The sequence below is a fragment of the Geothrix edaphica genome (genome assembly GCF_030268045.1).
GTDB classification, from domain to species: domain Bacteria; phylum Acidobacteriota; class Holophagae; order Holophagales; family Holophagaceae; genus Geothrix; species Geothrix edaphica.
In genome coordinates this window covers 1,023,601-1,043,394 of sequence record NZ_BSDC01000001.1, presented here as the reverse complement: position 1 = coordinate 1,043,394, position 19,794 = coordinate 1,023,601, and the positions used below count along the sequence as shown (strand labels likewise).

Sequence of the window (19,794 nt, the reverse complement as noted above, 5' to 3'; positions counted from 1 at the left end):
CAGGTCGAATCTTACAGGGCCGGGCCTTCGACGATGAGCCGGCCCTCGGTGAAGCCCTCCATCGCCCACCGGGGGCCTTCGAAGCCATTGCCGCTGGCCCGGACGCCGCCGAAGGGCGCGGCATCCAGGCGGAAGGTCGGCGGCAGGTTCAGCAGGACGCCGCCGGCACGGAGCTTCGACTCCGCCAGGCGGAGGTGCCGCTGGTCCCGGCTGTAGGCGCTGGCCCGCAGGCCGAAGCGCGTGGCGGCCGCCCGGTCGAGACCCTCCTCGAAGCTGGACACGGGTGTCAGCACCGTGATGGGCGAGAAGGCCTCCTCGCACTGGAGGGGGTCCTCTTCCGGCAGTCCGGTGAGGATGGCCGGCGGCAGGAGCGCCCCCTGCCGGGGGCCCCGCAGCAGGATCTCAGCCCCCGCGGCCACCGCGCGGTCCAGGCCCTCGTCCATCCGTCGGGCCGTGGCCTCGTCGATGAGGGGCCCGACCACCGTGGCGGGATCCATGGGATCGCCCACGGGCAGGGCCTGCACCGCCGCCACGAAGGCCGGGGCAAAGGTGTTCCACAGGTTCCGGTGCACGTAGATCCGCTGGGCCTTGGAGCAGCTCTGGCCCGCCCCGGCCACGGCGGCGGGGGCCAGGTGGCGGGCTACGGCCGCCGCGTCCACGCCCTCGTCCACCACCACGGCGCCGTTGCCACCCAGTTCCAGCAGCAGCCGCTTGCCCGCCAGCACCTGCTCCAGGTGTCGCCCCACCCGCTCGGAGCCCGTGAAGCTCACCGCCGCGATGCGGGGATCCTTCGCCAGGGCCTCGGCCGCAGCCGGGTCCGGCGCGGCCAGCTGGAGCAGGTTCCGGGGCGCACCCACCTGGCGACTGGCGGCCTGGAAGCTTTCTCCCAGCAGCGCCGAGGTCCGTGGCGCCTGGGGACAGGGCTTCCAGATGGCGCTGCACCCCGCGGCCAGGGCGGGAGCCAGCTTGTGGACCGCCAGGTTCACCGGAAAATTGAACGGCGTGATCGCCAGGACCGGCCCCACGGGAAACCGCCGCAGCACCGCCCGGCAGCCTTCGGCCCCCGCCATCAGATCGTAGGGCACGGCCTCCTCGCCGAACCCGCCCACGGCCTCGACCGTGGCCCGCAGGGTGGCCTCCGCCCGGCCCACCTCGCCCCGGGCCAGCGTGATCGGCTTGCCGGTCTCCTGGGTGAGCAGCTGCGCGAGCTCCTCCCGCACCAGGCCAAGCTGCTCCAGCCAGGCCTCGATGAGCCGCCGCCGCTCCAGCCGGGGGACCTCGCGCCAGGCCTCGAAGGCCTCCAGAGCCGCCTCCACCAGGCCGTTCCCCATCGCCGCCATCATGGTCCACCCCTCCCCGGAAGGCCCGGGCCGCGCCCCGCCTGGAGCCAGATTAACCTCGGCTCGCGCCGCCCCGCCTTGAGGGCGGTCACATCCGCCCGGCGGACCCGCTGGCGGGCTGCGGTAGAATCACAGGACAGGAGTCCCACCATGACCAAGCCCCTCGTCCCCGCCGATCTCCTCCAGCAGGTTCAGGCCGCGGACAAGCCGGTATCCGTGGCCAGCGCCGGGAAACCGAAGGCCGACTCCCATCCCAAGCCCATGGTCAAGGCTTCTGCCCGCCCCCAGGGCAAGAGCAGCGTCGCCCATACGCGCATGAGCAACCGCGGGAAATAGTACCTACAGCCTGAGGGCCACCATCGCGAGGGCAGCGACCAGTGAGGCGGTCAGCATGGCCGTCAGGCGCAGGCCGAAGGCCCGGCCGCCCGAGATCCAGGCGAATCCAGCCTTGGCGAGGGTGTTCGCGGCGATGGCCAGGACGATGGCCAGCACCGCCGTTCCCGCCGGAAGGCCGCTGGTGTGCATCTGACTGCCCACCGCCAGGGTGATGGGATCCACGTCTGCCACACCGGAGAGACCCGCCGTCAGGATCAGGCCCCGGTCCCCGAACCAGGCCCGGGCCGCCGCGGACACGAGCAGGACCGTGGCCAGCGCCAGCCCCCAGCCCAGGGCCCGCTTGAGGTGGAAGGGATTCCGCAGGGGCATCTCCTCCGTGCCGGTCCCGCGGTCGGCCTTCGACCGGAAGGTCCACCAGGCCGCGCCCAGCAGTGTGGCCACCATGGCCGTCATGGGCAGCAGCAGGGGACGGACCAGGTCGAGGCCGCCCACCACGCCAGCCAGGACGGCCACGCGGACGCCCATGACCGCGCAGGCCAGCATCACGGCCACCTGGCCCGAGCTCCGGAACGAGGGATCCTCCCGGGCCTGCCGGGACATGGTCACGGTCACCACAGTCGAGCTGACCAGGCCACCCACCAGGCCCGTCATCACGGCACCCCTCCGGGGTCCCAGGACCCGGTTGAGGGCATATCCGAGGAAGTCCACGGCCGCGATGAGCGCCACCATCCAGCCCACCTTCTGCGGTGAGAGGACGCCCCAGGGATCCAGCGTCCGTACAGGAAGGAGCGGCAGCATGATGGCGAAGACGATGAGAAGCTGCATGGCGGAGGTCAGGTCCTCGCGATGCAGCCGGGGGATCCAGGCCCGGATCCACGGCTTGGACAGCAGGAGCAGGGTCACGATCACCGCCACGGCCACCGCCAGCAGCGCATCCCGGGTGAGGAGCATGCCCAGCAGGGGCGCGGCCAGGGCGGCGACCTCCGTGGTGAGGCCCCGGTCCGGCGAGCTGGTCTGGTGATAGAAGAGGCCGATCAGGACCGCCGCGAAGGCCTGCACGGCGATGGGCAGGGCCAGGCCCTCCCCCCCGACCTTCACGGAGATCCAGCCCAGGAGGGTCAGGAGGGCGAAGGTCCGCGCCCCCAGGCTGCCGTGCAGAGACTCGCTGTGATCCGATTCCCGCCGGAGCGGCTCCCCATGGCCCTCCCGGCTCCGCTCGAAGCCGCTGCGTTCCCGCTCCAGACCCATCATCAGGCCCAGGGCCACCGCCATCGCCGCTTCCTTCAAGGTGGAGAAATCAAGGCTCAGCATGGGGTGCTCCCGAGGGTCCCTTATCCATCTCTAGATCGGCCGGATGCCAGTCCCGGATGTGGCTGGTGCGTCGCAGGACCTCCGCCACGAGGTCCGGAGCCGGGTGGCCGAAGGTGCGGGTCCTGAAGGTCTCTCCCCCGGGCAGCTGGACGACATGGACCGAAGTCCCACCGGGAAAATCCGGATGGCGGGCCAGAGGGCGGGCCAGGGCCTCGAGATCCAGCGCGTCGAGCCAGCCTGCAGGAAGGGGGGTCGTCCTGGCTCCGGGAACCAGGGCACCGACTTCCCGGGCCTGCAGCAATACCAGGTGCCAGCGTCCCTCCGCCGCGCCCCGCCAGCACAGGAAGGGGGGGAGGTCGCCAAATCCGATGCCGCCCTTCCGGAGCTCCGGCCAGGCCCTCAGGGCAGCCACGCCGGCCGCGTCCGCCGCCTCCATGGCGAGCAGCGCGAGATCCGGCGAGGCGGGGGGAATCCAGGGTTCCACGCTCCACATGCCATCGAGCATCGCATGGCCGGGGAGCCGCGCATATCGGGTAGGCTGGGGCCCATGACGAGGACGATGCACCAGCGGGGAAGGCTCGGACCGGGCGGAAGGACGCGCCCATGAGCCGGACGCCCGTCATCGCCACCGGCCAGCAGATCGGGGCCGGATGGAGTCCCGCCCTCTCGGTGGCCAAGGCCCTCGCGGCCCTGGCGGAAGCCCGCCGCACGGGCGCCGAGGCGGTCTACTGGCTGGCAGATGAGGATCACGACCGCGCCGAAGTGGCTTCGGTAGTGGGCTGGAAGGCGGGCCGCCCGATGCGCCACCGCTTCCGGTTCGACGCGCGCCTCGGCACGGCCACCGGCTGGCTGCCCTGGACGCCCGGGCATCAGGCCGAGGCCGAGGCCTGGTGGGGGCCGCTACCCACGCCTCCGGAACCCACGCTCCGGAGCCACGTCCTGACCCTGGGGCAACCGCTGTGGGAGCGCGGCCTCCGGCCTTTCTCGCCCACGGCCCCGGCGGTCCGCGAGCCCATCCAGGCCGAGCTGGAGCGCTGGCGCTCCCTGGATCTGGAAGCCCTGCTGGTGCGGCAGGCCGAGCGGCTGGAGGCCGAAGGCGCCCCCCTGCCCCTGGATCCGCGCGTGCAGGCCGCCTGGTTCTCCCTGGAGCCGCGCACGGGGCTCCGCCAGCGCCTGGACCGCGACCTGCCGCTGCCGGCCGGACGCTGGCTGAGCCCTGGAGCGGCCATCCGCCCCCTGATGCAGTCGCTGATGCTCCCGGTGGCCGCGGTGGTGCTGGGCCCCTCTGAGCGGGCCTACTGGCGGCTTTGCGAACCCCTCTGGGAGCGCGTGGGACTCGCTGCGCCGAAGATCCTCCCGAGACCCAGCGTCTTCGTCGTACCCCGTGGATTCAGGGTGTCGGCCGTCCAGCTGGACGCCCTGCGCCTGGGAGCCTGGGACCGCCTGGCTCCCTGGCCCGGGGCGCTGCCCACCTCCCGTTTCCGCCCGGCGGAGGCCGATCCGGCCTGGCCGGAGGCCCTGCAGACACGGTTCCTGCGCGAGCAGGCGCGCACCCGGGACCGGATCGCGAAGCTGGATCAACGGCTCCACCGGGAGGCGGCCGCCGCCCTGGTGGGGGGTGATCCCGAACACCTGCGGCAGGCCCTCTTCCCCTTCAGCGTCCCGCAGGAACGCGTGCTGCCGGGCCTCTCATGGCTTCGCCATGGTGCCCTGCTCGATCGCATCCTGGAGCGCATGGACGGGGCCACATCCGTGATCCTGGTGGAGGAACCATGAGCCACGACTACGAGATTCTCGCCCTCGGCGCCCACCCCGACGATGTGGAGGTCCACGTGGGGGGCCTCCTGGCCCTGGCCACTGACCGGGGAATGAAGGCCGGCATCCTCGACCTCACCAGCGGTGACCTCGGCACCCGGGGCACGGCGGAGACCCGCCGCGCTGAGGCCCAGGAGGCCGCCCGCATCCTGGGCGTGCCCCGCCTCGTCCTCGACTTCCCCGACGGCCGCTTCACAGAGGAGGAGGCCTACCGGTTGCGCCTCATGACCGAGCTCCGCCGCCTCCGGCCCCGCGTGCTGATCGTGCCCGCCCCGGAGGATCGCCACCCCGACCACCGCCGCGCCCACCGCCTGGCCCGGGAGGCCGCCTACTATGCCGGGCTGAAGAACTATCCCTGCGACGGAGCGCCCTGGCGTCCGGAAGCCATCGCCTGGGCCGGCGGCGAGAACCCCGGCCCGCCGGACCTGCTGGTGGACGTGAGCACCGTGTGGGAGCGCCGCATGGCCGCTTTCGACGCCTTCGGCAGCCAGTTCAACCAGGACCCCGCCCAGCCCGCCACGCGCATCGCCCACCCGGCCTTCCGGCGCGGGGTCCTCGGCCGGGCCATGCACTGGGGCTCGCTGCACATGTGCGACTGGGCCGAGGCCCTGTGGTGCGAGCGGCCGGTGTCCCCGGCCCTGCTCCAGCTCGTCGGCCGCCTGAACGCCCCGGCATGAACCGCTTCGAGTCTGACCTCCTCGCGCAGATCCAGCACCGGGGCGATGGCGTCACGGGCCGTGTGCTGGTGGCCTGCTCCGGAGGCGGCGATTCGGTGGCCCTGCTGGCGCTGCTCTGGACGTTGAGGAAGAGCCTGGGTCTGGAACTGAGCGTGGCACATGCGGACCACGGGCTGCGGCCGGAGGCTCAGGAGGATGCAGCGTTCGTGCGGCAGCTCTGCCGGGCGCTGGACCTGGATCTCGCGGAGGCGTCGCTGGGCGTGCACGCTCACGCCGAGGCCAGCGCCCAGGGCCTGGAGATGGCGGCCCGGGACCTGCGCTGGAACTGGCTCCGCCAGGAGGCCGAGCAGTGCGGCGCCGGCGTCGTGGCCACCGGCCACACTCTGGACGACCACACGGAGACCGTCTTCCTGCGCCTGGCCCGAGGTGGGGGCCTGGGCTGCCTGCACCCCTTGGCGCCGCGCCAGGGCCTGCGCTGGTCGCCCCTGGCAGAGACGCGCCGCGCGGAGCTCCGCGCCTACCTGGCCTCGCGCAACCTACCCTGGCGGGAGGACGCCAGCAATGCCGAACCCTTCACCGCCAGGAACCGCTGGCGGCCGATCCTCGATACCCTCCGCCAGGAAGCGCCGAATCTGGACCGCCACCTGTTCGAGACCCACCGCCAGGCCGAGGAGGCGGAACAGCTGGCCCGGACGCTCGTGGCCGGATGGGAGGGCTCCCGGTGGTCCATCTCGGAGGAAGGTGTCACCTTCAGGCGGGAGACCTGGATCGAGCCGGAGCTGCGCTGGACGCTGGAATCCGCCTTCCGCCGCCTCGGCTGGCCCCGGGAGGCGGCCCTGCTGCGGGGCCTCGCGCCCTGGCTCGCCGCGCGGCTCGCAAAGGGCCGCAAACCTTCGGCCTGGGGGAATTTTCATCTAAACCCTGAACCAGACGGCGGGTATCTGCATCTAAGGTTCAGCTGCCTTCCCGGGCCTAGTACACTGGAGGGCCACCTGGGCAAGCGCCCCAAGGAGTGACCCTTTGAATTCCATGATGAAGAGCGTGCTGGTCTGGCTGGGCATCATCGCCCTCTTGGTGCTGGCTTTCCGCCAGATCCCCCAGAACAGCCGCCAGATCGAGATTCCCTTCTCGACCTTCTATACCGAAGGCGTGGGAGGCAAGTACAAGTCCGTGACCCTGTCCGGGTTCGATGTCGAGGGCACCTACAAGCAGCCCGAGAAGAACCCCAAAACCGGCGAGGTCATCGAGAAGTTCCGCACCATCGCCCCGCCCATGCAGGATCTGGGCAAGGTGATCCTCAGCTGGAAGACCGAAGGCCAGCTCGACGAGTTCAAGGCCGCCAAGCCCAGCGAGAACAACTTCGCCTATGTCCTGATGTTCTGGGCGCCCCTGCTGGTGTTTGTCGTGCTCTGGTTCGTATTCATGCGCCAGGCCCAGATGGGCGGCAACAAGGCCCTCAGCTTCGGCAAGGCCCGCGCCAAGGGCCTGTCCAGCAGCGCCAAGCGCGTCACCTTCTCGGACGTCGCCGGCTGCGACGAGGCCAAGGAGGAGCTGAAGGAGATCGTGGAGTTCCTGAAGGATCCCGCCAAGTTCGTGAAGCTGGGCGGCAAGATCCCCAAGGGCGTGCTGCTCATGGGCCCTCCGGGCACCGGCAAGACCCTGCTGGCCCGCGCCATCGCCGGCGAGGCCAAGGTCCAGTTCTTCTCCATCTCGGGCTCCGACTTCGTGGAGATGTTCGTGGGCGTGGGCGCCAGCCGCGTGCGCGACCTCTTCGAGCAGGCCAAGAAGAGCGCCCCCTGCATCGTCTTCATCGATGAGATCGACGCGGTCGGCCGCCATCGCGGCGCCGGCCTGGGCGGCGGCCACGACGAGCGTGAGCAGACCCTGAACCAGCTGCTGGTCGAGATGGACGGCTTCGAGGGCAACGAGGGCGTCATCCTCATCGCCGCCACCAACCGTCCCGACGTGCTCGATCCCGCCCTGCTCCGCCCCGGCCGGTTCGACCGGCGCGTGGTGGTGGACCGCCCCGACGTCAAGGGCCGTTTCGAGATCCTGAAGGTGCACACCACCGACAAGATCCCCCTCAGCCCCGACGTGGATCTTGAAGTCATCGCCCGCGGCACCCCCGGCTTCGCCGGCGCGGACCTGGCCAACCTCTGCAACGAGGCCGCCCTCACCGCCGCCCGCGGCAGCAAGAAGTGGGTCGAGATGGCCGACTTCGAGAACGCCAAGGACAAGGTCTACATGGGTGCCGAGCGCCGCAGCCTCGTCATGACCGAAGCGGACAAGCGCATCACCGCCTATCACGAGGCGGGCCATACGGTCGTCGCCGCCGTGGTGCCGGACAGCGATCCCCTCCACAAGGTCACCATCATCCCGCGCGGTCGCGCCCTGGGCGTCACCTGGCAGCTCCCGACCACGGACCGCTACAACACCACCCGCGACTACATGGAGAGCCGCATCGCCATCGCGATGGGCGGCCGCATCGCGGAGGAGATCTTCTTCAACCAGCTCAGCACCGGCGCGGCCAACGACATCCAGCAGGCCACCGAGATGGCCCGGTCGATGGTCACGGAATACGGCATGAGCGACAAGCTGGGCCCGCTCAATTTCGGCGGGGGCGGCAACCACGAGGTCTTCCTCGGCCGCGACTTCGCACAGCATCGCGAGATCTCCGAGGACACGGCCCGCCTCATCGACGTCGAGGTGCAGGAGTTCGTGCTCCGCAACTACCGCCGGGCCAAGGCCGCCATCGAAGCCCACCGCGACCAGCTGGTGTCCATCGCCGAGGCTCTGCTCGTGCGGGAGACTCTGGACGGCAACGACATCGACATCCTCATGAAGGGCGGCACCCTGCCGCCGCCCAAGAGCGGTAGCACCCCCACCGCCCCCGCGACGGTGGAGGGTCCCTCCACGGATCCCGGTCTGAACCCGGCCCTGAAGCCCGCGTGACCGTCCTGCCGTTCCAATGGGGGCCGCTTCTCACGAGCGGCCCCCTTTTCATCGGCATCCTCAATCTCACCCCGGACTCCTTCAGTGATGGCGGCCGGTTCGTGGAGCCCACCGCGGCCCTGGCCCAGGCCCGACACCTGGTGGCCTCCGGCGCCCGCATGCTGGACCTCGGGGCTGAGAGCACCCGGCCGGGTTCCGCGGTGGTGGACGCCGCCACGGAATGGGGCCGTCTCGAGCCGGTGCTGTCGGCCCTGGCGGAGGCCCTGCCGCGCATCCCTCTCAGCCTGGACACCCGCCACGCGGCCGTGGCCGCGAAGGGTCTCGCTGCGGGCGCCGCTGTCATCAACGATGTGGATGGCTTCACCGTGCCGGCCATGCTGGAATTGGCCGCGGCCTCGCGGTGCGGCCTCATCGCCATGCGCAGCCGTCGCCTTGGGGAGGGGTTCCTGATGCCCCCCTACGCCGACTCCACGCCGAAGGACGCGGCTTCCGCCATCGCTGAACTGCTCGCGGTGCGGGACCGCCTGCGGGCCGCGGGCATCGCCGATGACCGCGTGCTGCTGGACCCCGGCTTCGGCTTCGGCACCACGTTCGCGGAGGATCTCGCACTCTGGAACGCCTTGCCCCGCCTGCCCGGGGCCCTGGGCTGGCCGGCGGACCGGATCTGCATCGGGATCTCCCGCAAGCGGTTCCTCGCGTCCCGGGCCGGAACGCCGGGCCTCGCCCCGGACCAGCGGGATCCCCTTACCGCCACGGCCCACGCGGAAGCCATGGAATGGGGCTACAGGGTCTTCAGGACGCACGCCATCGGTTAATCTGACGGCATGAGCCTGCGCTATTTCGGAACCGACGGCATTCGCGGGGTGGCCCTGCGTTCCCCCCTCACCCTGGAAGAGGTGTCCCGCTGGGGCGCCGCCTGGGCCCAGGTGGCCCGGGAAGCCGGTGTGAAGCGGCTCGTGGTGGGCTGGGATCCCCGCTCCAGCTCCGGTCCCATGTCCGAGGCGTTCATCCTGGGCGTGGGGATGGGCCTGAAGGTGCTGATCCTGGGCATGGCGCCCACCCCCGCGGTGGCCTGGACCGTCGCGAAGCTGAGCATGGAGGGAGAGAAGACCTGGGGTCTCATGATCTCCGCCAGCCACAATCCGCCTGAGGACAACGGCCTCAAGGGCTTCAACGAGCTGGGCGAGAAGCTCGAGGAGGGCCAGGAGCGCGCCATCGAGGCCGCGTTCGAGGTCATTCCCGAGCCAACCACCATCTCCCTGCCGGCCAGCCACCTGGACCTCCGGCCCTACCTGGCCCACCTCGGCGGCCTCGACCTGCCCCGTAATTTCGGCGTGGTGATCGACTGCGCCCATGGCGCCACTGCCGAAGCCGCCCTGGAGCTCTTCCGCGGCGACGCCATCCACTGGATCGGCGTGCCTCCCGACGGTCCCTCCATCAACGTGGGCGTGGGCTCGACCCACCTCAACGCCCTGTCGGCGGCCGTGGTGGCGCGGGGGGCCCAGCTGGGCATCGCCTTTGATGGCGACGGGGACCGCTGCCTTCTCGTCGACAGCCAGGGCGACCTGGTGGATGGCGACCAGATGGTGTGGCTGCTGGCCCAGGATCGCCTGGCCTGCGGGGATGCTCCTCCGGGCGTGGTGGGCACCGTGATGACCAACGGCGGCCTGGCCCAGGCCCTGGCCCACGCCGGTATTCCCTTCGTCCGCACCCCCGTGGGTGACAAGTTCCTGCTGCGGGAGATGGCCCGGCGCGGCTGGGATCTCGCCGCCGAGGCCTCGGGCCATCTCATCCAGAAGCGTGTGGGGCCCAGCGGCGACGGCATGGCTGCCGCGCTCGGCATCCTGCGGGCCCTCCTGCACCGGCCGAATGACCGCCGCTGGGCCTGGACCTTCCGCCCCTGGCCCCAGCGCCTGGTGAACGTGCTGGCCAAGGACCGGCGGGCCGTGGAGGCCTGCCCCGAACTGGTGGCCACCATGGCCGCCATCGACGCTCGCTGGGGCGAGGGGGTGCGCCAGGTGGTCCGCTGGTCCGGCACGGAGCCCAAACTCCGGCTCATGGTGGAGGCCCAGGAGGCCACCTGGGTGGATCTGGCCCTCCACGAGCTCGAAGCCGCCGCCCGGCGGGACCTGGCGCTCTGACATGGCACCCGACGTCCGCCGCCCCGTGGATCGCTGGCTGGTGCTGTTCGCGCTGGCCCTGGTCGCCGTCGGGATGGTGTGGATCTACTCCGCCTCCGCCATCAAGGCCTCCCAGAATCACGCGGCCGCCACCGCCTTCCTGACCCGGCAGCTCCTCGGTGGCGTCATCGGCATCGCCTGCATGCTGGCGCTCTCCCAGGTGGACCTGACCCCCCTCCAGGACCACCCGCGCCCCCTCCAGATCACCTACGGGATCCTGGTGCTGCTCCTGGCTGCGGTGCTTTTCTTCGGGCCCAAGATCAACGGTGCCCACCGCTGGATCCGGCTCGGGGCCATGAGCCTCCAGCCCTCGGAGCTCTTCAAGCCCCTGTCGGTCCTCATCGCCGCGGGCTGGATGGTCCGCCATCGCGAGGCCTGGACCAGCCATCGCGATGCCCTGCCCAAGCTGCTGGGGCTGGCCGGCATCATGTCGGTGCCCCTGGCCCTCATCCTGCGCGAGCCTGACTTCGGGACCTCCTTCCTCATCGTCTTCGTGACGCTGATGGTGGTGTTCCTCGGCGGCGCGCCCAAGTGGATCTTTGCCGTGGCCATTCCGGTCCTGGGCGCCCTGGGGACCGCCTTCGTGGTGCTGTCGCCCTACCGTCTGGCCCGCGTGACGAGCTTCCTGAATCCTGCGGCCGATCCCCTCGGCAAGGGCCACCAGGCCCTCCAGAGCCTCGTGGCCGTGGGCAACGGCGGCTTCATGGGCGTCGGCCTGGGCGGCGGCAAACAGAAGCTCTTCTTCCTGCCCGAGGCGCACACGGATTTCATCTACGCGGTGATCGCCGAGGAGGCCGGCCTCATCGGGACCGTGGCGATCCTGGCGCTCTTCATCGCGATCCTCTGGCGGGGCTACCGCATCGCCCGGCGCGTCAACGACACCTTCCTCAAGCTCTGCGCCATGGGCTTCGTCCTGCTGCTGGTGGTGCAGGCCCTGATGAACATGAGCGTGGTGCTGTCGCTGGCCCCCAACAAGGGCATCCCCCTGCCCTTCATCTCCTTCGGCCCCAACAGCCTCATCGCCAGCCTCATCTGCCTTGGCCTGTTGCTGGCCATCAGCAAGGAGGCAGGTTCAGCCTAGGCGCAGGGGTTCGTCGTCATCTTCGTCCACCAGGGTGATGTTCGAGCCGCCGCTGAGCAGCACCGCGTCCTCGTACATGTTCTTGAGCTTGGGCTCGAAGCGCTCCGCCTGGGCGAGCCGTGGATCCGGCCTCAGGTCCAGGGACAGGCGCAGGAGGCCGCGGAGGGCCGAGGGTTCCAGACCCAGGATCGCCGCGTGGACCTTCAGGGGGTTACCGACCTCGGCGCGGGTCGTGCTGAAGAGGACATTCCCCTCCCACCGCAGGTCCGTCACCAGGGGCCGCAGGTCCAGCTGCTTGACCTGCTTGCGGCCTTCGATCCGGCCGCCCTTCTCCCAGAGCCACTCCGTCGCGCGGAGGAACGCGGCCGTGCGGAGCCGCGCCCCATCCGCATGGTCGGCCGGGCACTCCCAGCGCCAGTGGGAGGCATCAGCCAGTTCCCCCAGCGGCGAAGCGTAGGGCGGGCAGGCGTCCCAGTGATGGATCCGCAGCCCTTCCGGCAGCCGCCTGTTCATCCGCGCCATCAGGCTCCCGTGCGCTTCCGGCGGCTCCATCCGGAGCTCCGCCTCGGCCCATTCCGCCAGGCCGCCGGCCCCCGCGGGCAGCGGCAGTTCCAGTCGGAGCGAAGGGCGGGAGCGCTTGCCGAAGTCCAGGGCCAAGCGGAACCCCTCAAGGCGGAAGGCCTGGAGCAGGATCGCGTGTACGTCCCCCTCGTCGAAGTCCAGGGCCCCGCCGTCCTTCGCGTAGCCCAGGCGCACGGTGGCGCGTCGGCTGTCCAGCTGCCAGGTCGCCTCTCGCCGCGCCATGGCCTTCGTGGCCAGTGGCGCCAGGAGGGAGCCGATCTGCTTCGCGGGCTCCTCCCGGGCCTGCCTCCGCTCGGCGCGGACCAGACAGGCGCCTTCCTCCACCAGATCCTCCTCGACCAATCCCTCGACGAGCGCGGAGAGATCCGCCGGCTCTCCCTGCAGGGCCTGGCGCAGGGTCTGCAGCGGATGGGGTTCGAGGTTTTCCGCTTGCCGCTCCATGGCGGCCAGCACCATCGCTAGCCGGGCCTGCCTCGCCAGTGCTTCGGCGGGAATGGAGGGATGGGGAGCGGATGCGTTCACGACTCCAGGATAGTGAGGCCGCACCGCGTGCGCGGATCAAACGGCGTTTGGCCGACGTGCAGAAATCGAGAAAATTTTTTCCCCATTACCGAGGGGGCGGGGAGGGATTTCCACATCCTTTGTGGGAAGCGGGGGTGCAATCCGGAAGAATTCCTTCCAGCTCAAGCCACTTGGGTCCGTGCTGATTTTTGGTGGCAGGTTCCCGCCCTGACGAGACAGTTGACAGGTGTCGCCGGGCTCGTTCCAGCGGGAGGACAGACACAGTCTTTGCCTTCCGTCCCGGGACCCGCCAAGCTGGAATCCACATGATCCACGACCCTTACATCGTCCCCCCCCTGCCGGCTTCGTGGCCGTACGAACCTGGCAGGCCGCTCCGTCCGCTGGGCTGCCGCGTGAACCTGGAGCTGCCGGGCCTCGGCCCCGGCTGGCGCGTCTGTACGCCCGGCGGCCAGCTCATCGAGGGAGAGGCCCTTCCGCTCGAAGGCGCCTTCGGTCGCGGCGGCATTCTCCGCGTCGGCGATCTGGTGATGCGCCCCTACCGCCGCGGCGGCCTCCTGCGCCACCTGAACGAACGGACCTACCGGACCCACCTGCGTTTCGCAGCGGAGCACGCGGTCCATCGCGGACTCTGGGAGGCGGGCTTCCCCACCGTGGAGCCCCTCGGCTATGCGTGGCGGCCCAACGGCATCGGCGTGGAGGGCGTGCTGTTCACGCGGCTGGCCGAGGGCGAGGCCTGGCCGCGCCGCTGGGATCTCAGCGCCGGACGCGCCGACGCCATCCGCCAGGCCCTCGCCTCGCTCTGCGAGTGGGGCCTGTGGTCGCCCGACCTCAACGCCACCAACATTCTCTTGCCGCCGAGCGGCGGCGCCCTCGTCCTGGATTGGGATCGCGCCGGCTTCACGCCTGCGGGCACGGACCTCTGGCCCCGCTACCGCGCACGCCTCGAGCGCAGCCTGCGCAAGCTGGGTGCGCCCGCGGAGGCCCTGTCCATCATTGGATCTGCACAGCTTCCTTGATGAGCACGGGCTTCACGGGAAGGTTCGGGAAATCGCTGCGCTTGTAGCTGGTCTTCACGGCCTGGATGCGGTCCACGACGTCCATGCCCTTCACGACCCGACCGAACACGCAATAGCCCCATGTCTTGTCGTTGGCCTTGCTCTTGAAGTCGAGGGACCGGTTCTCGACCGTATTGATGAAGAACTCCGCCGCGGCGCTGTGGGGATCCGGCGTCCGCGCCATGGCCACGGTGCCGCGCTTGTTCTTGAGTCCCGCCGCCAGCGCGCGGTCGGCCTCGTTGGGGATGGAGGCGTCGGTCCGCTTCTTCCCCAGGTAGTCCACGTAGCCGCCGCCCTGGATCATGAAGCCGGGGATGACGCGGTGGAAGATGGTGCCGTTGTACTGCCCCTTCTTCACGTACTTCAGGAAATTCTCCACGGTCCGCGGAGCCGCCTGCGGCTCGAGCTCCATCACGATCACCCCCAGGGAGGTGGTGAGCTTCACCTGGGGCTTGGGGCCGGCGCTCAGGGCAGCCGCTGCAAGAGACAGAAGGACAGCGAGCAAGGGTCGCATCGGGATCTCCGGGGGGGCCTCCCAGCATAGCGCGTCGCCGATTCCGGTGTCCCGCGGTGGCGCCGCCGTTGCGACCCGGTGGCCAGGAGCGTAGGGTGGAAGCCTCGTCACACGATATTTGCGAGGGTCGTCATGCCCACCTACCAGCTCACTGTGAATGGCCGCGGCCACAGCGTGGAGGTCGACGCCGACACGCCGCTGCTTTGGGTGCTCCGGGACACGCTCGGCCTCACCGGCACCAAGTTCGGCTGCGGCCAGGGCGTCTGTGGTGCCTGCACTGTCCATCTCGACGGGCAGGCCGTGAAGGCCTGCCAGACGAGCCTGAAGGAGGCCGCCGGACGTACCGTCATCACCGTGGAGGGCCTGTCCAAGGATGGCTCCCACCCGGTGCAGCGTGCCTGGATCGCCGAGGACGTGGCCCAGTGCGGCTACTGCCAGCCGGGCATGATCATGACCGCCGCGGCCCTGCTGAAGCGCAAGGCCCGTCCCTCGGACCACGACATCGATGAAGCCTTCGCCGATCATGTCTGCCGCTGCGGCACCTACCCCCGCGTCCGCAAAGCGGTGAAGCGCGCCGCCGGAGGTGCGAAGTGACCAGCCGCCGCGACTTCCTGAAACTGACCGGCGCCGCCGGCACGGGCTTGATGCTGGGCGTGTACCTGGAGGCCAAACCCCGCCCTGGGGAGACCACCAGGGCGGCCTTCCGCCCCAATGCCTTCCTGACTATCCGGCCTGATGGCACGGCGCAGATCACCGTGCCCAAGGTGGAGATGGGCCAGGGCGTCCGCACGGCTCTCCCCCTGGCGTTGGCGGAGGAACTGGACCTCGACTGGTCGAAGGTCGAAGTCATCACCGGCCAGCCCGGACCGGAGTTCAAGGCCATGAACACCGGCGGCAGCACCAGCGTGAGCACCACCTGGGATACGCTCCGCCGCGCCGGGGCCACGGCCCGGGAGATGCTCAAGGGCGCGGCCGCCGCCCAGTGGAAGGTATCCCTGGGCCAGTGCCGCACGGAGAAGGGCTTCGTGCTCGGTCCCGACGGGAAGAGGCTGGCCTATGGCGCCCTGGCGGAAGCCGCGGCCAAGCTGCCCGTTCCCAAGGATGTCCCCCTGAAGAAGCCCGGCGAGTACCGCCTGCTGGGCAAGCGGACGCCCCGCTTCGACGGCCCGGCCATCGTCACGGGCAAGGCGGTCTTCGGCCTCGATGTGCGGCGCCCGGACCAGCGCTTCGCCGCCGTGCTGCGCTGCCCCGTGCCCGGGGGCCAGCCCAAAACCTGGGATGACGCCAAGGCCAAGGCCGTGCGCGGCGTGAAGGCCGTGCTGAAGGTGCCCACGGGGCTCGCGGTCGTGGCCGACAGCACCTGGGCGGCCTTCAAGGGCCGGGAGGCGCTGGCCGCCGCGGCCACCTGGGACGAGGGCACCGGCCGGGATTTCAATTCCGCCACGCTCGAAGCGAAGATGCGGGCGGCCCTCACCGGGCCCGCCGACGACGCCCGCCGGGAAGGCGACCCCGCCAAGGCCCTGGCCGCCGCCGCCAAGGTGCTGGAGGCGGAGTACAGCTTCCCCTACCAGGCCCACGTCACCGTGGAGCCCATGAACGCCACCGCCCAGGTGGGTGGCGATGGCGCCGAGATGTGGGTGGGCAGCCAGTCCGCGAATCGGGCCCAGGATCGCGCCGCCGCGGCCATGGGCCTGAAGGCCGAGCAGCTGAAGCTGAACGTGCCCCTCATCGGCGGTGGCTTCGGACGCCGCCTGGGCACCGACTTCAGCACCGAGGCCGCCCAGGTGGCCAAGGCCGCCGGCGGCGGTCCCGTGCAGGTGGTGTGGGACCGGGAGGATGACCTCCGCCACGACCTCCACCATCCCGCGACGCTCCACCGACTGCGCGCGGGGATCGACGGCGCGGGCGCCCTCGCGGCCTGGACCCACCGCATCGCCGGCCCTGCTGTGCTGAGGTCCTGGCTGGGAGGCCAGAAGGCGCCCTCCCAAGCCACCACGGAAGCCAACGGCGCCTACGACATCCCCTACGCCATCCCCGCCCTCGCCGTGGATTTCTCGGAAGTGGAAGCGCCCACGCCCCTGGGCTGGTGGCGCGGCATCCAGATCGTGCCCAATGTCTTCGCCCGGGAATGCTTCCTCGACGAAGTCGCCCACGCCCTGGGGAAGGACCCCCTCCGCTTCCGCCTGGACCTGCTGGGCGACCGCGGCATCGTCAAGTTCGGCCGCGACGCGGCCGACATCCGGCGCCTGAAGAAGGTGCTGGAGGTGGCGGCGGAAAAGGCCGGCTGGGGCCGCAAGCTGCCCGCGGGCCATGGCCTCGGCCTTGCGTGCCACGCCTATGACGGCCGCACCTACGCCGCCGAGGTGGCGGAGGTCTCCCTGGTGAAGGGCCGGCTCAAGGTGCACAAGGTCACCTGCGCGGTGGACTGCGGCCTGGCGGTGAATCCCGCGGGCCTCGAAGCCCAGGTGGAAGGCGGCATCGCCTTCGGCCTCTCGGCCCTCTTCTCCCAGATCACGTGGGACAAGGGCCGTACCGTGCAGACGGGCTACCACGACTTCCCTGTGCTGCGCCTCGGGGACATGCCCCTCGTCGAGACCCACGTGATCCCCAGCGTCGAGGCCCCTTCCGGCATGGGCGAGCCGCCCGTGCCCGTGGTCATCCCGGCCGTGCTGAACGCGGTCTTCGCCGCCACGGGAAAGCGGATCCGGAAAGTTCCCATTGAAGATGGATTGATCTAGTTTTTCATATCCCACCCTCGCCATCAAACGGGCGTAGCATGGGGGCCGCCATCCCAGCTGGAGGTGCCCATGGCGGAGTACACGCTCTCGGTCAATGGCCAGTCCCACACGGTCGAGGCACCACCCGATATGCCCCTTCTCTGGGTGCTGCGCGATCGCCTCGCCCTGACAGGCACCAAGTTCGGCTGCGGACAGGGCCTCTGCGGCGCCTGCACCGTCCATCTCGGCGGCGAGCCCGTGCGGTCCTGCGTCACGCCGGTGGGCGACGTCGGCACGAAGCGCATCACCACCATCGAGGGCCTGGACCCCCATGGCGCCCATCCCCTGCAGAAGGCCTGGATCGAGACGGACGTCGCCCAGTGCGGCTACTGCCAGACGGGGCAGATCATGACCGCCGCGGCCCTGCTGGCCAAGCACCCCAAACCCACGGACCGCGACATCGACCAGGCCATGGGCGAGAACGTGTGCCGCTGCGGCACCTACCTGCGGATCCGCGAGGCCATCCACCGGGCCGCGGGCCAGCGGAAGGAGGTGGCCCCATGAGCACCACCCGGCGTGACTTCCTCAAGACCACCGGCGCCCTGACCCTGGCCTTCGCCCTGCCCGTGCGGGTGAGGGGCGCCGCGGCCCAGGCCCCGGTAGCCTCGTTCCAGCCCAGCGGCATGCTCCGCATCGATCCCGACGGTTCCATCACCATCTGGGCCACGCGGACGGAGATCGGCCAGGGCGTGCGCACCAGCATGGCCATGGCCATCGCGGAGGAACTCGAGGCGGACTGGTCCCGCGTGAAGGTGCTCCAGGCCTCCACCGCGCCGAGATTCGGCGATCTCGGTGTCACCGGCGGCAGCCAGACCACGCGCTCCACCACCCTGGCCCTTCGGAAGGTGGGCGCCCAGGCCCGGGAAATGCTCCTCCAGGCCGCTGCCGACACCTGGGGTGTGGCCAAGTCCGAGTGCCTGGCGCGCTCGGGCCGGATCCAGCACCCGCCCACGAAGCGGAGCCTGGCTTACGGCGACCTGGTGGCCCGGGCCGCAAAACTCACGGCCCCGGCGGAGCCACCGCTGAAAGCGCCCAGGGATTTCCGGATCCTGGGCAAGGACACCCTGCGCCTGGACGGGCCCGACATCGTCACCGGACGGGCCCAGTTCGCCACGGATATCCACCTCCCCGGCATGCTCGTGGCGAGCATCGAGCGGTGCCCGGTGTTCGGCGGGAAGGTGAAGTCCTTCGACGCCGCGGCCGCCCTCAAGGTGCCCGGCGTGAAGAAGGTGCTGCAGGTTTCGAGCGGCGTGGCCGTCTTCGGCGAGGACACCTGGGCGGCCTTCGCCGGCCGGGAGGCGCTGAAGGTGCAGTGGGACGAAGGCCCGGCCGCCAAGGTGGACAGCGCCGCCCTCCGGCGGCAGTTCGAGGAGCGGCTCAAGACGCCGGGCAAGGTCGTGCGCCAGGAAGGTGATGCGGCCCAGGCCCTGCCCAAGGCGGCCAAGCGCATCAAGGCCACCTACGACGCCCCCTTCCTCGCCCACGCCACCATGGAGCCCATGGTGGCCGTGGCGGACGTGAAGCCCGACCGCTGCATGATCTGGGCCCCCACCCAGGCCCCGGGGATGACCCTGCCCTTCGTCGAGAAGCTCACGGGCCTGAAGGCCGACCAGATCGAGATCCAGGTCACGCTGGCCGGCGGTGGCTTCGGCCGCCGCGCCATGGCGGACTTCATCCTCGATGCCGTGGAGTGCTCCAAGGCGGTCGGCGCGCCGGTGAAGGCGCAGTGGACCCGGCCTGACGACTTCCAGCACGACGGCTATCGCCCGGCCACCCTCCACGAACTGGAGGCGGGTCTGGACGGCCAGGGCCATCCACTCGCCTGGCGCCACCGATTCGTGGGGCCTTCCATCGCGGCCGCCAACCACTTCCCCTGGCCCGCGGAAGCCACGGAGCTGGCGGGCGCGGCGGACCTGGCCTATGCCATCCCGAACCTCCACGTGGAGTGGGGCCAGAGCGACACGCCGGTGCCCATCTGGTTCTGGCGGGCCGTGCCGGCCAGCTTCAACCCCTTCGTCACCGAGTCCTTCCTGGACGAATTGGCCCATGCGGCCGGGAAGGATCCCCTCGATTTCCGCCTCGAAAACCTTCCGAAGGGTCCGCGGAAGCTGGGGAGGGACACCTTCGACCCGGCCCGGTACCGCGCCGTGCTGGAGCTGGCGGCAACCAAGGCCGGCTGGCGGACCCGCAAGCTGCCCAAGGGCTGGGGACGCGGCATCGCAGCCCACGCCTACCTGGACTGCGGCACCTATGTGGCCCAGGTGGCGGAAGTGGAAGCCAAGGCCGACGGCAGCATCCGCGTCCACCGCGTGGTCTGCGCCGTGGACTGCGGGATGGTGCTCAATCCGGGGAACGTGAAGGCCCAGATGGAGGGTGGCATCGCCTTCGGCCTCAGCGCCGCCCTCTACGACGAGATCACGCTCAAGGACGGCCGCGTGACCGCCGACAGTTTCTCGGCCCACCCGATCCTCCTGCTCCCATCCATGCCCAAGGTGGAGGTCCACATCGTGCCCAGTGACCTGCCGCCGGGCGGCGTGGGCGAACCGGGCCTGCCGCCCCTGGCGCCCGCCGTGGCCAACGCGGTCTTCGCCGCCACCGGCAAGCGCCTGCGCAGTCTGCCGCTCCTCCCACCGGCTCTGCGCAAGGCATAAT

General features: G+C 70.6%; 18 protein-coding genes. 13 read left to right on the top strand and 5 right to left on the bottom strand.

All coding sequences use genetic code 11. The features are described from left to right. Positions 1–11: 11 nt before the first annotated feature. Positions 12–1,343, bottom strand: coding sequence for an aldehyde dehydrogenase family protein (locus QSJ30_RS04650; protein ID WP_285606898.1), 1,332 nt, complete (start codon positions 1,341–1,343; stop codon positions 12–14). A 147-nt stretch (positions 1,344–1,490) separates the two neighbouring features. On the opposite strand from QSJ30_RS04650, the gene QSJ30_RS04645 reads away from it, so the two are divergent. Then, positions 1,491–1,676: a hypothetical protein gene (locus QSJ30_RS04645; RefSeq protein WP_285606896.1), complete on the top strand. Its 186-nt coding sequence runs from the start codon at positions 1,491–1,493 to the stop codon at positions 1,674–1,676. A 3-nt stretch (positions 1,677–1,679) separates the two neighbouring features. On the opposite strand, the gene QSJ30_RS04640 is transcribed toward QSJ30_RS04645, so the two are convergent. Together QSJ30_RS04640 and QSJ30_RS04635 are read right to left on the bottom strand one after the other, a co-directional pair. Further along, positions 1,680–2,987: an MgtC/SapB family protein gene (locus QSJ30_RS04640; protein ID WP_285606894.1), complete on the bottom strand. Its 1,308-nt coding sequence runs from the start codon at positions 2,985–2,987 to the stop codon at positions 1,680–1,682. Then, a complete protein-coding gene (locus tag QSJ30_RS04635; protein ID WP_285606892.1) occupies positions 2,974–3,471 on the bottom strand; it encodes a hypothetical protein in 498 nt (165 codons plus the stop codon). Before QSJ30_RS04635 ends, QSJ30_RS04640 begins: the two co-directional genes overlap by 14 nt. Before the next feature lie 119 nt (positions 3,472–3,590). On the opposite strand from QSJ30_RS04635, the gene bshC reads away from it, so the two are divergent. From bshC to ftsW, 7 genes are read left to right on the top strand one after another with little or no spacing between them, the layout of a single operon-like run. Beyond that, entirely contained in the window at positions 3,591–4,763 is a 1,173-nt protein-coding gene (gene bshC, locus QSJ30_RS04630; RefSeq protein WP_285606890.1) for a bacillithiol biosynthesis protein BshC, read from the top strand. After that, the gene (gene bshB1 / locus QSJ30_RS04625; RefSeq protein ID WP_285606887.1) at positions 4,760–5,479 is read left to right on the top strand and encodes a bacillithiol biosynthesis deacetylase BshB1; all 720 of its coding nucleotides are present in this window, start codon (positions 4,760–4,762) and stop codon (positions 5,477–5,479) included. The genes bshC and bshB1 overlap by 4 nt, the downstream gene beginning before the upstream one ends. After that, the gene (gene tilS / locus QSJ30_RS04620; RefSeq protein WP_285606885.1) at positions 5,476–6,495 is read left to right on the top strand and encodes a tRNA lysidine(34) synthetase TilS; all 1,020 of its coding nucleotides are present in this window, start codon (positions 5,476–5,478) and stop codon (positions 6,493–6,495) included. The genes bshB1 and tilS overlap by 4 nt, the downstream gene beginning before the upstream one ends. A 4-nt stretch (positions 6,496–6,499) precedes the next feature. Next, positions 6,500–8,431, top strand: a complete 1,932-nt coding sequence (gene ftsH / locus QSJ30_RS04615) for an ATP-dependent zinc metalloprotease FtsH (RefSeq protein ID WP_420798758.1) — start codon at positions 6,500–6,502, stop codon at positions 8,429–8,431. Next, positions 8,428–9,246 carry a dihydropteroate synthase gene (gene folP, locus QSJ30_RS04610; protein WP_285606883.1) on the top strand — a complete coding sequence of 273 codons (819 nt, stop codon included), beginning with the start codon at positions 8,428–8,430 and terminating at the stop codon, positions 9,244–9,246. Before ftsH ends, folP begins: the two co-directional genes overlap by 4 nt. Before the next feature lie 9 nt (positions 9,247–9,255). Beyond that, a complete protein-coding gene (locus QSJ30_RS04605; RefSeq protein ID WP_285606881.1) occupies positions 9,256–10,572 on the top strand; it encodes a phosphohexomutase domain-containing protein in 1,317 nt (438 codons plus the stop codon). Between the two features lies 1 nt (position 10,573). Then, a complete protein-coding gene (gene ftsW / locus QSJ30_RS04600; RefSeq protein ID WP_285606879.1) occupies positions 10,574–11,692 on the top strand; it encodes a putative lipid II flippase FtsW in 1,119 nt (372 codons plus the stop codon). Here the strand turns inward: ftsW and QSJ30_RS04595 are convergent. Next, positions 11,684–12,796, bottom strand: a complete 1,113-nt coding sequence (locus tag QSJ30_RS04595; RefSeq protein WP_285606877.1) for a DUF2344 domain-containing protein — start codon at positions 12,794–12,796, stop codon at positions 11,684–11,686. The two genes, ftsW and QSJ30_RS04595, sit on opposite strands and share 9 nt — an antisense overlap. Positions 12,797–13,101: 305 nt before the next feature. Here QSJ30_RS04595 and QSJ30_RS04590 point away from each other — a divergent pair, with 305 nt between their 5' ends. Beyond that, positions 13,102–13,812: a protein kinase family protein gene (locus QSJ30_RS04590; protein ID WP_285606875.1), complete on the top strand. Its 711-nt coding sequence runs from the start codon at positions 13,102–13,104 to the stop codon at positions 13,810–13,812. Here QSJ30_RS04590 and QSJ30_RS04585 read toward each other — a convergent pair. Continuing rightward, positions 13,787–14,365, bottom strand: a complete 579-nt coding sequence (locus QSJ30_RS04585) for a peptidylprolyl isomerase (RefSeq protein ID WP_285606873.1) — start codon at positions 14,363–14,365, stop codon at positions 13,787–13,789. The genes QSJ30_RS04590 and QSJ30_RS04585 overlap by 26 nt on opposite strands. 132 nt (positions 14,366–14,497) lie before the next feature. On the opposite strand from QSJ30_RS04585, the gene QSJ30_RS04580 reads away from it, so the two are divergent. From QSJ30_RS04580 to QSJ30_RS04565, 4 genes are all read left to right on the top strand, one after another. Continuing rightward, entirely contained in the window at positions 14,498–14,959 is a 462-nt protein-coding gene (locus QSJ30_RS04580) for a (2Fe-2S)-binding protein (RefSeq protein ID WP_285606871.1), read from the top strand. Next, entirely contained in the window at positions 14,956–17,103 is a 2,148-nt protein-coding gene (locus QSJ30_RS04575; RefSeq protein WP_285606869.1) for a xanthine dehydrogenase family protein molybdopterin-binding subunit, read from the top strand. The genes QSJ30_RS04580 and QSJ30_RS04575 overlap by 4 nt, the downstream gene beginning before the upstream one ends. Positions 17,104–17,172: 69 nt before the next feature. Next, on the top strand, positions 17,173–17,646 hold the full coding sequence (locus QSJ30_RS04570; RefSeq protein WP_285606867.1) for a (2Fe-2S)-binding protein: 474 nt from the start codon (positions 17,173–17,175) through the stop codon (positions 17,644–17,646). Continuing rightward, complete coding sequence (locus QSJ30_RS04565; protein WP_285606865.1) at positions 17,643–19,793, top strand: xanthine dehydrogenase family protein molybdopterin-binding subunit; 2,151 nt, start codon at positions 17,643–17,645, stop codon at positions 19,791–19,793. Before QSJ30_RS04570 ends, QSJ30_RS04565 begins: the two co-directional genes overlap by 4 nt. Position 19,794 lies beyond the last annotated feature (1 nt).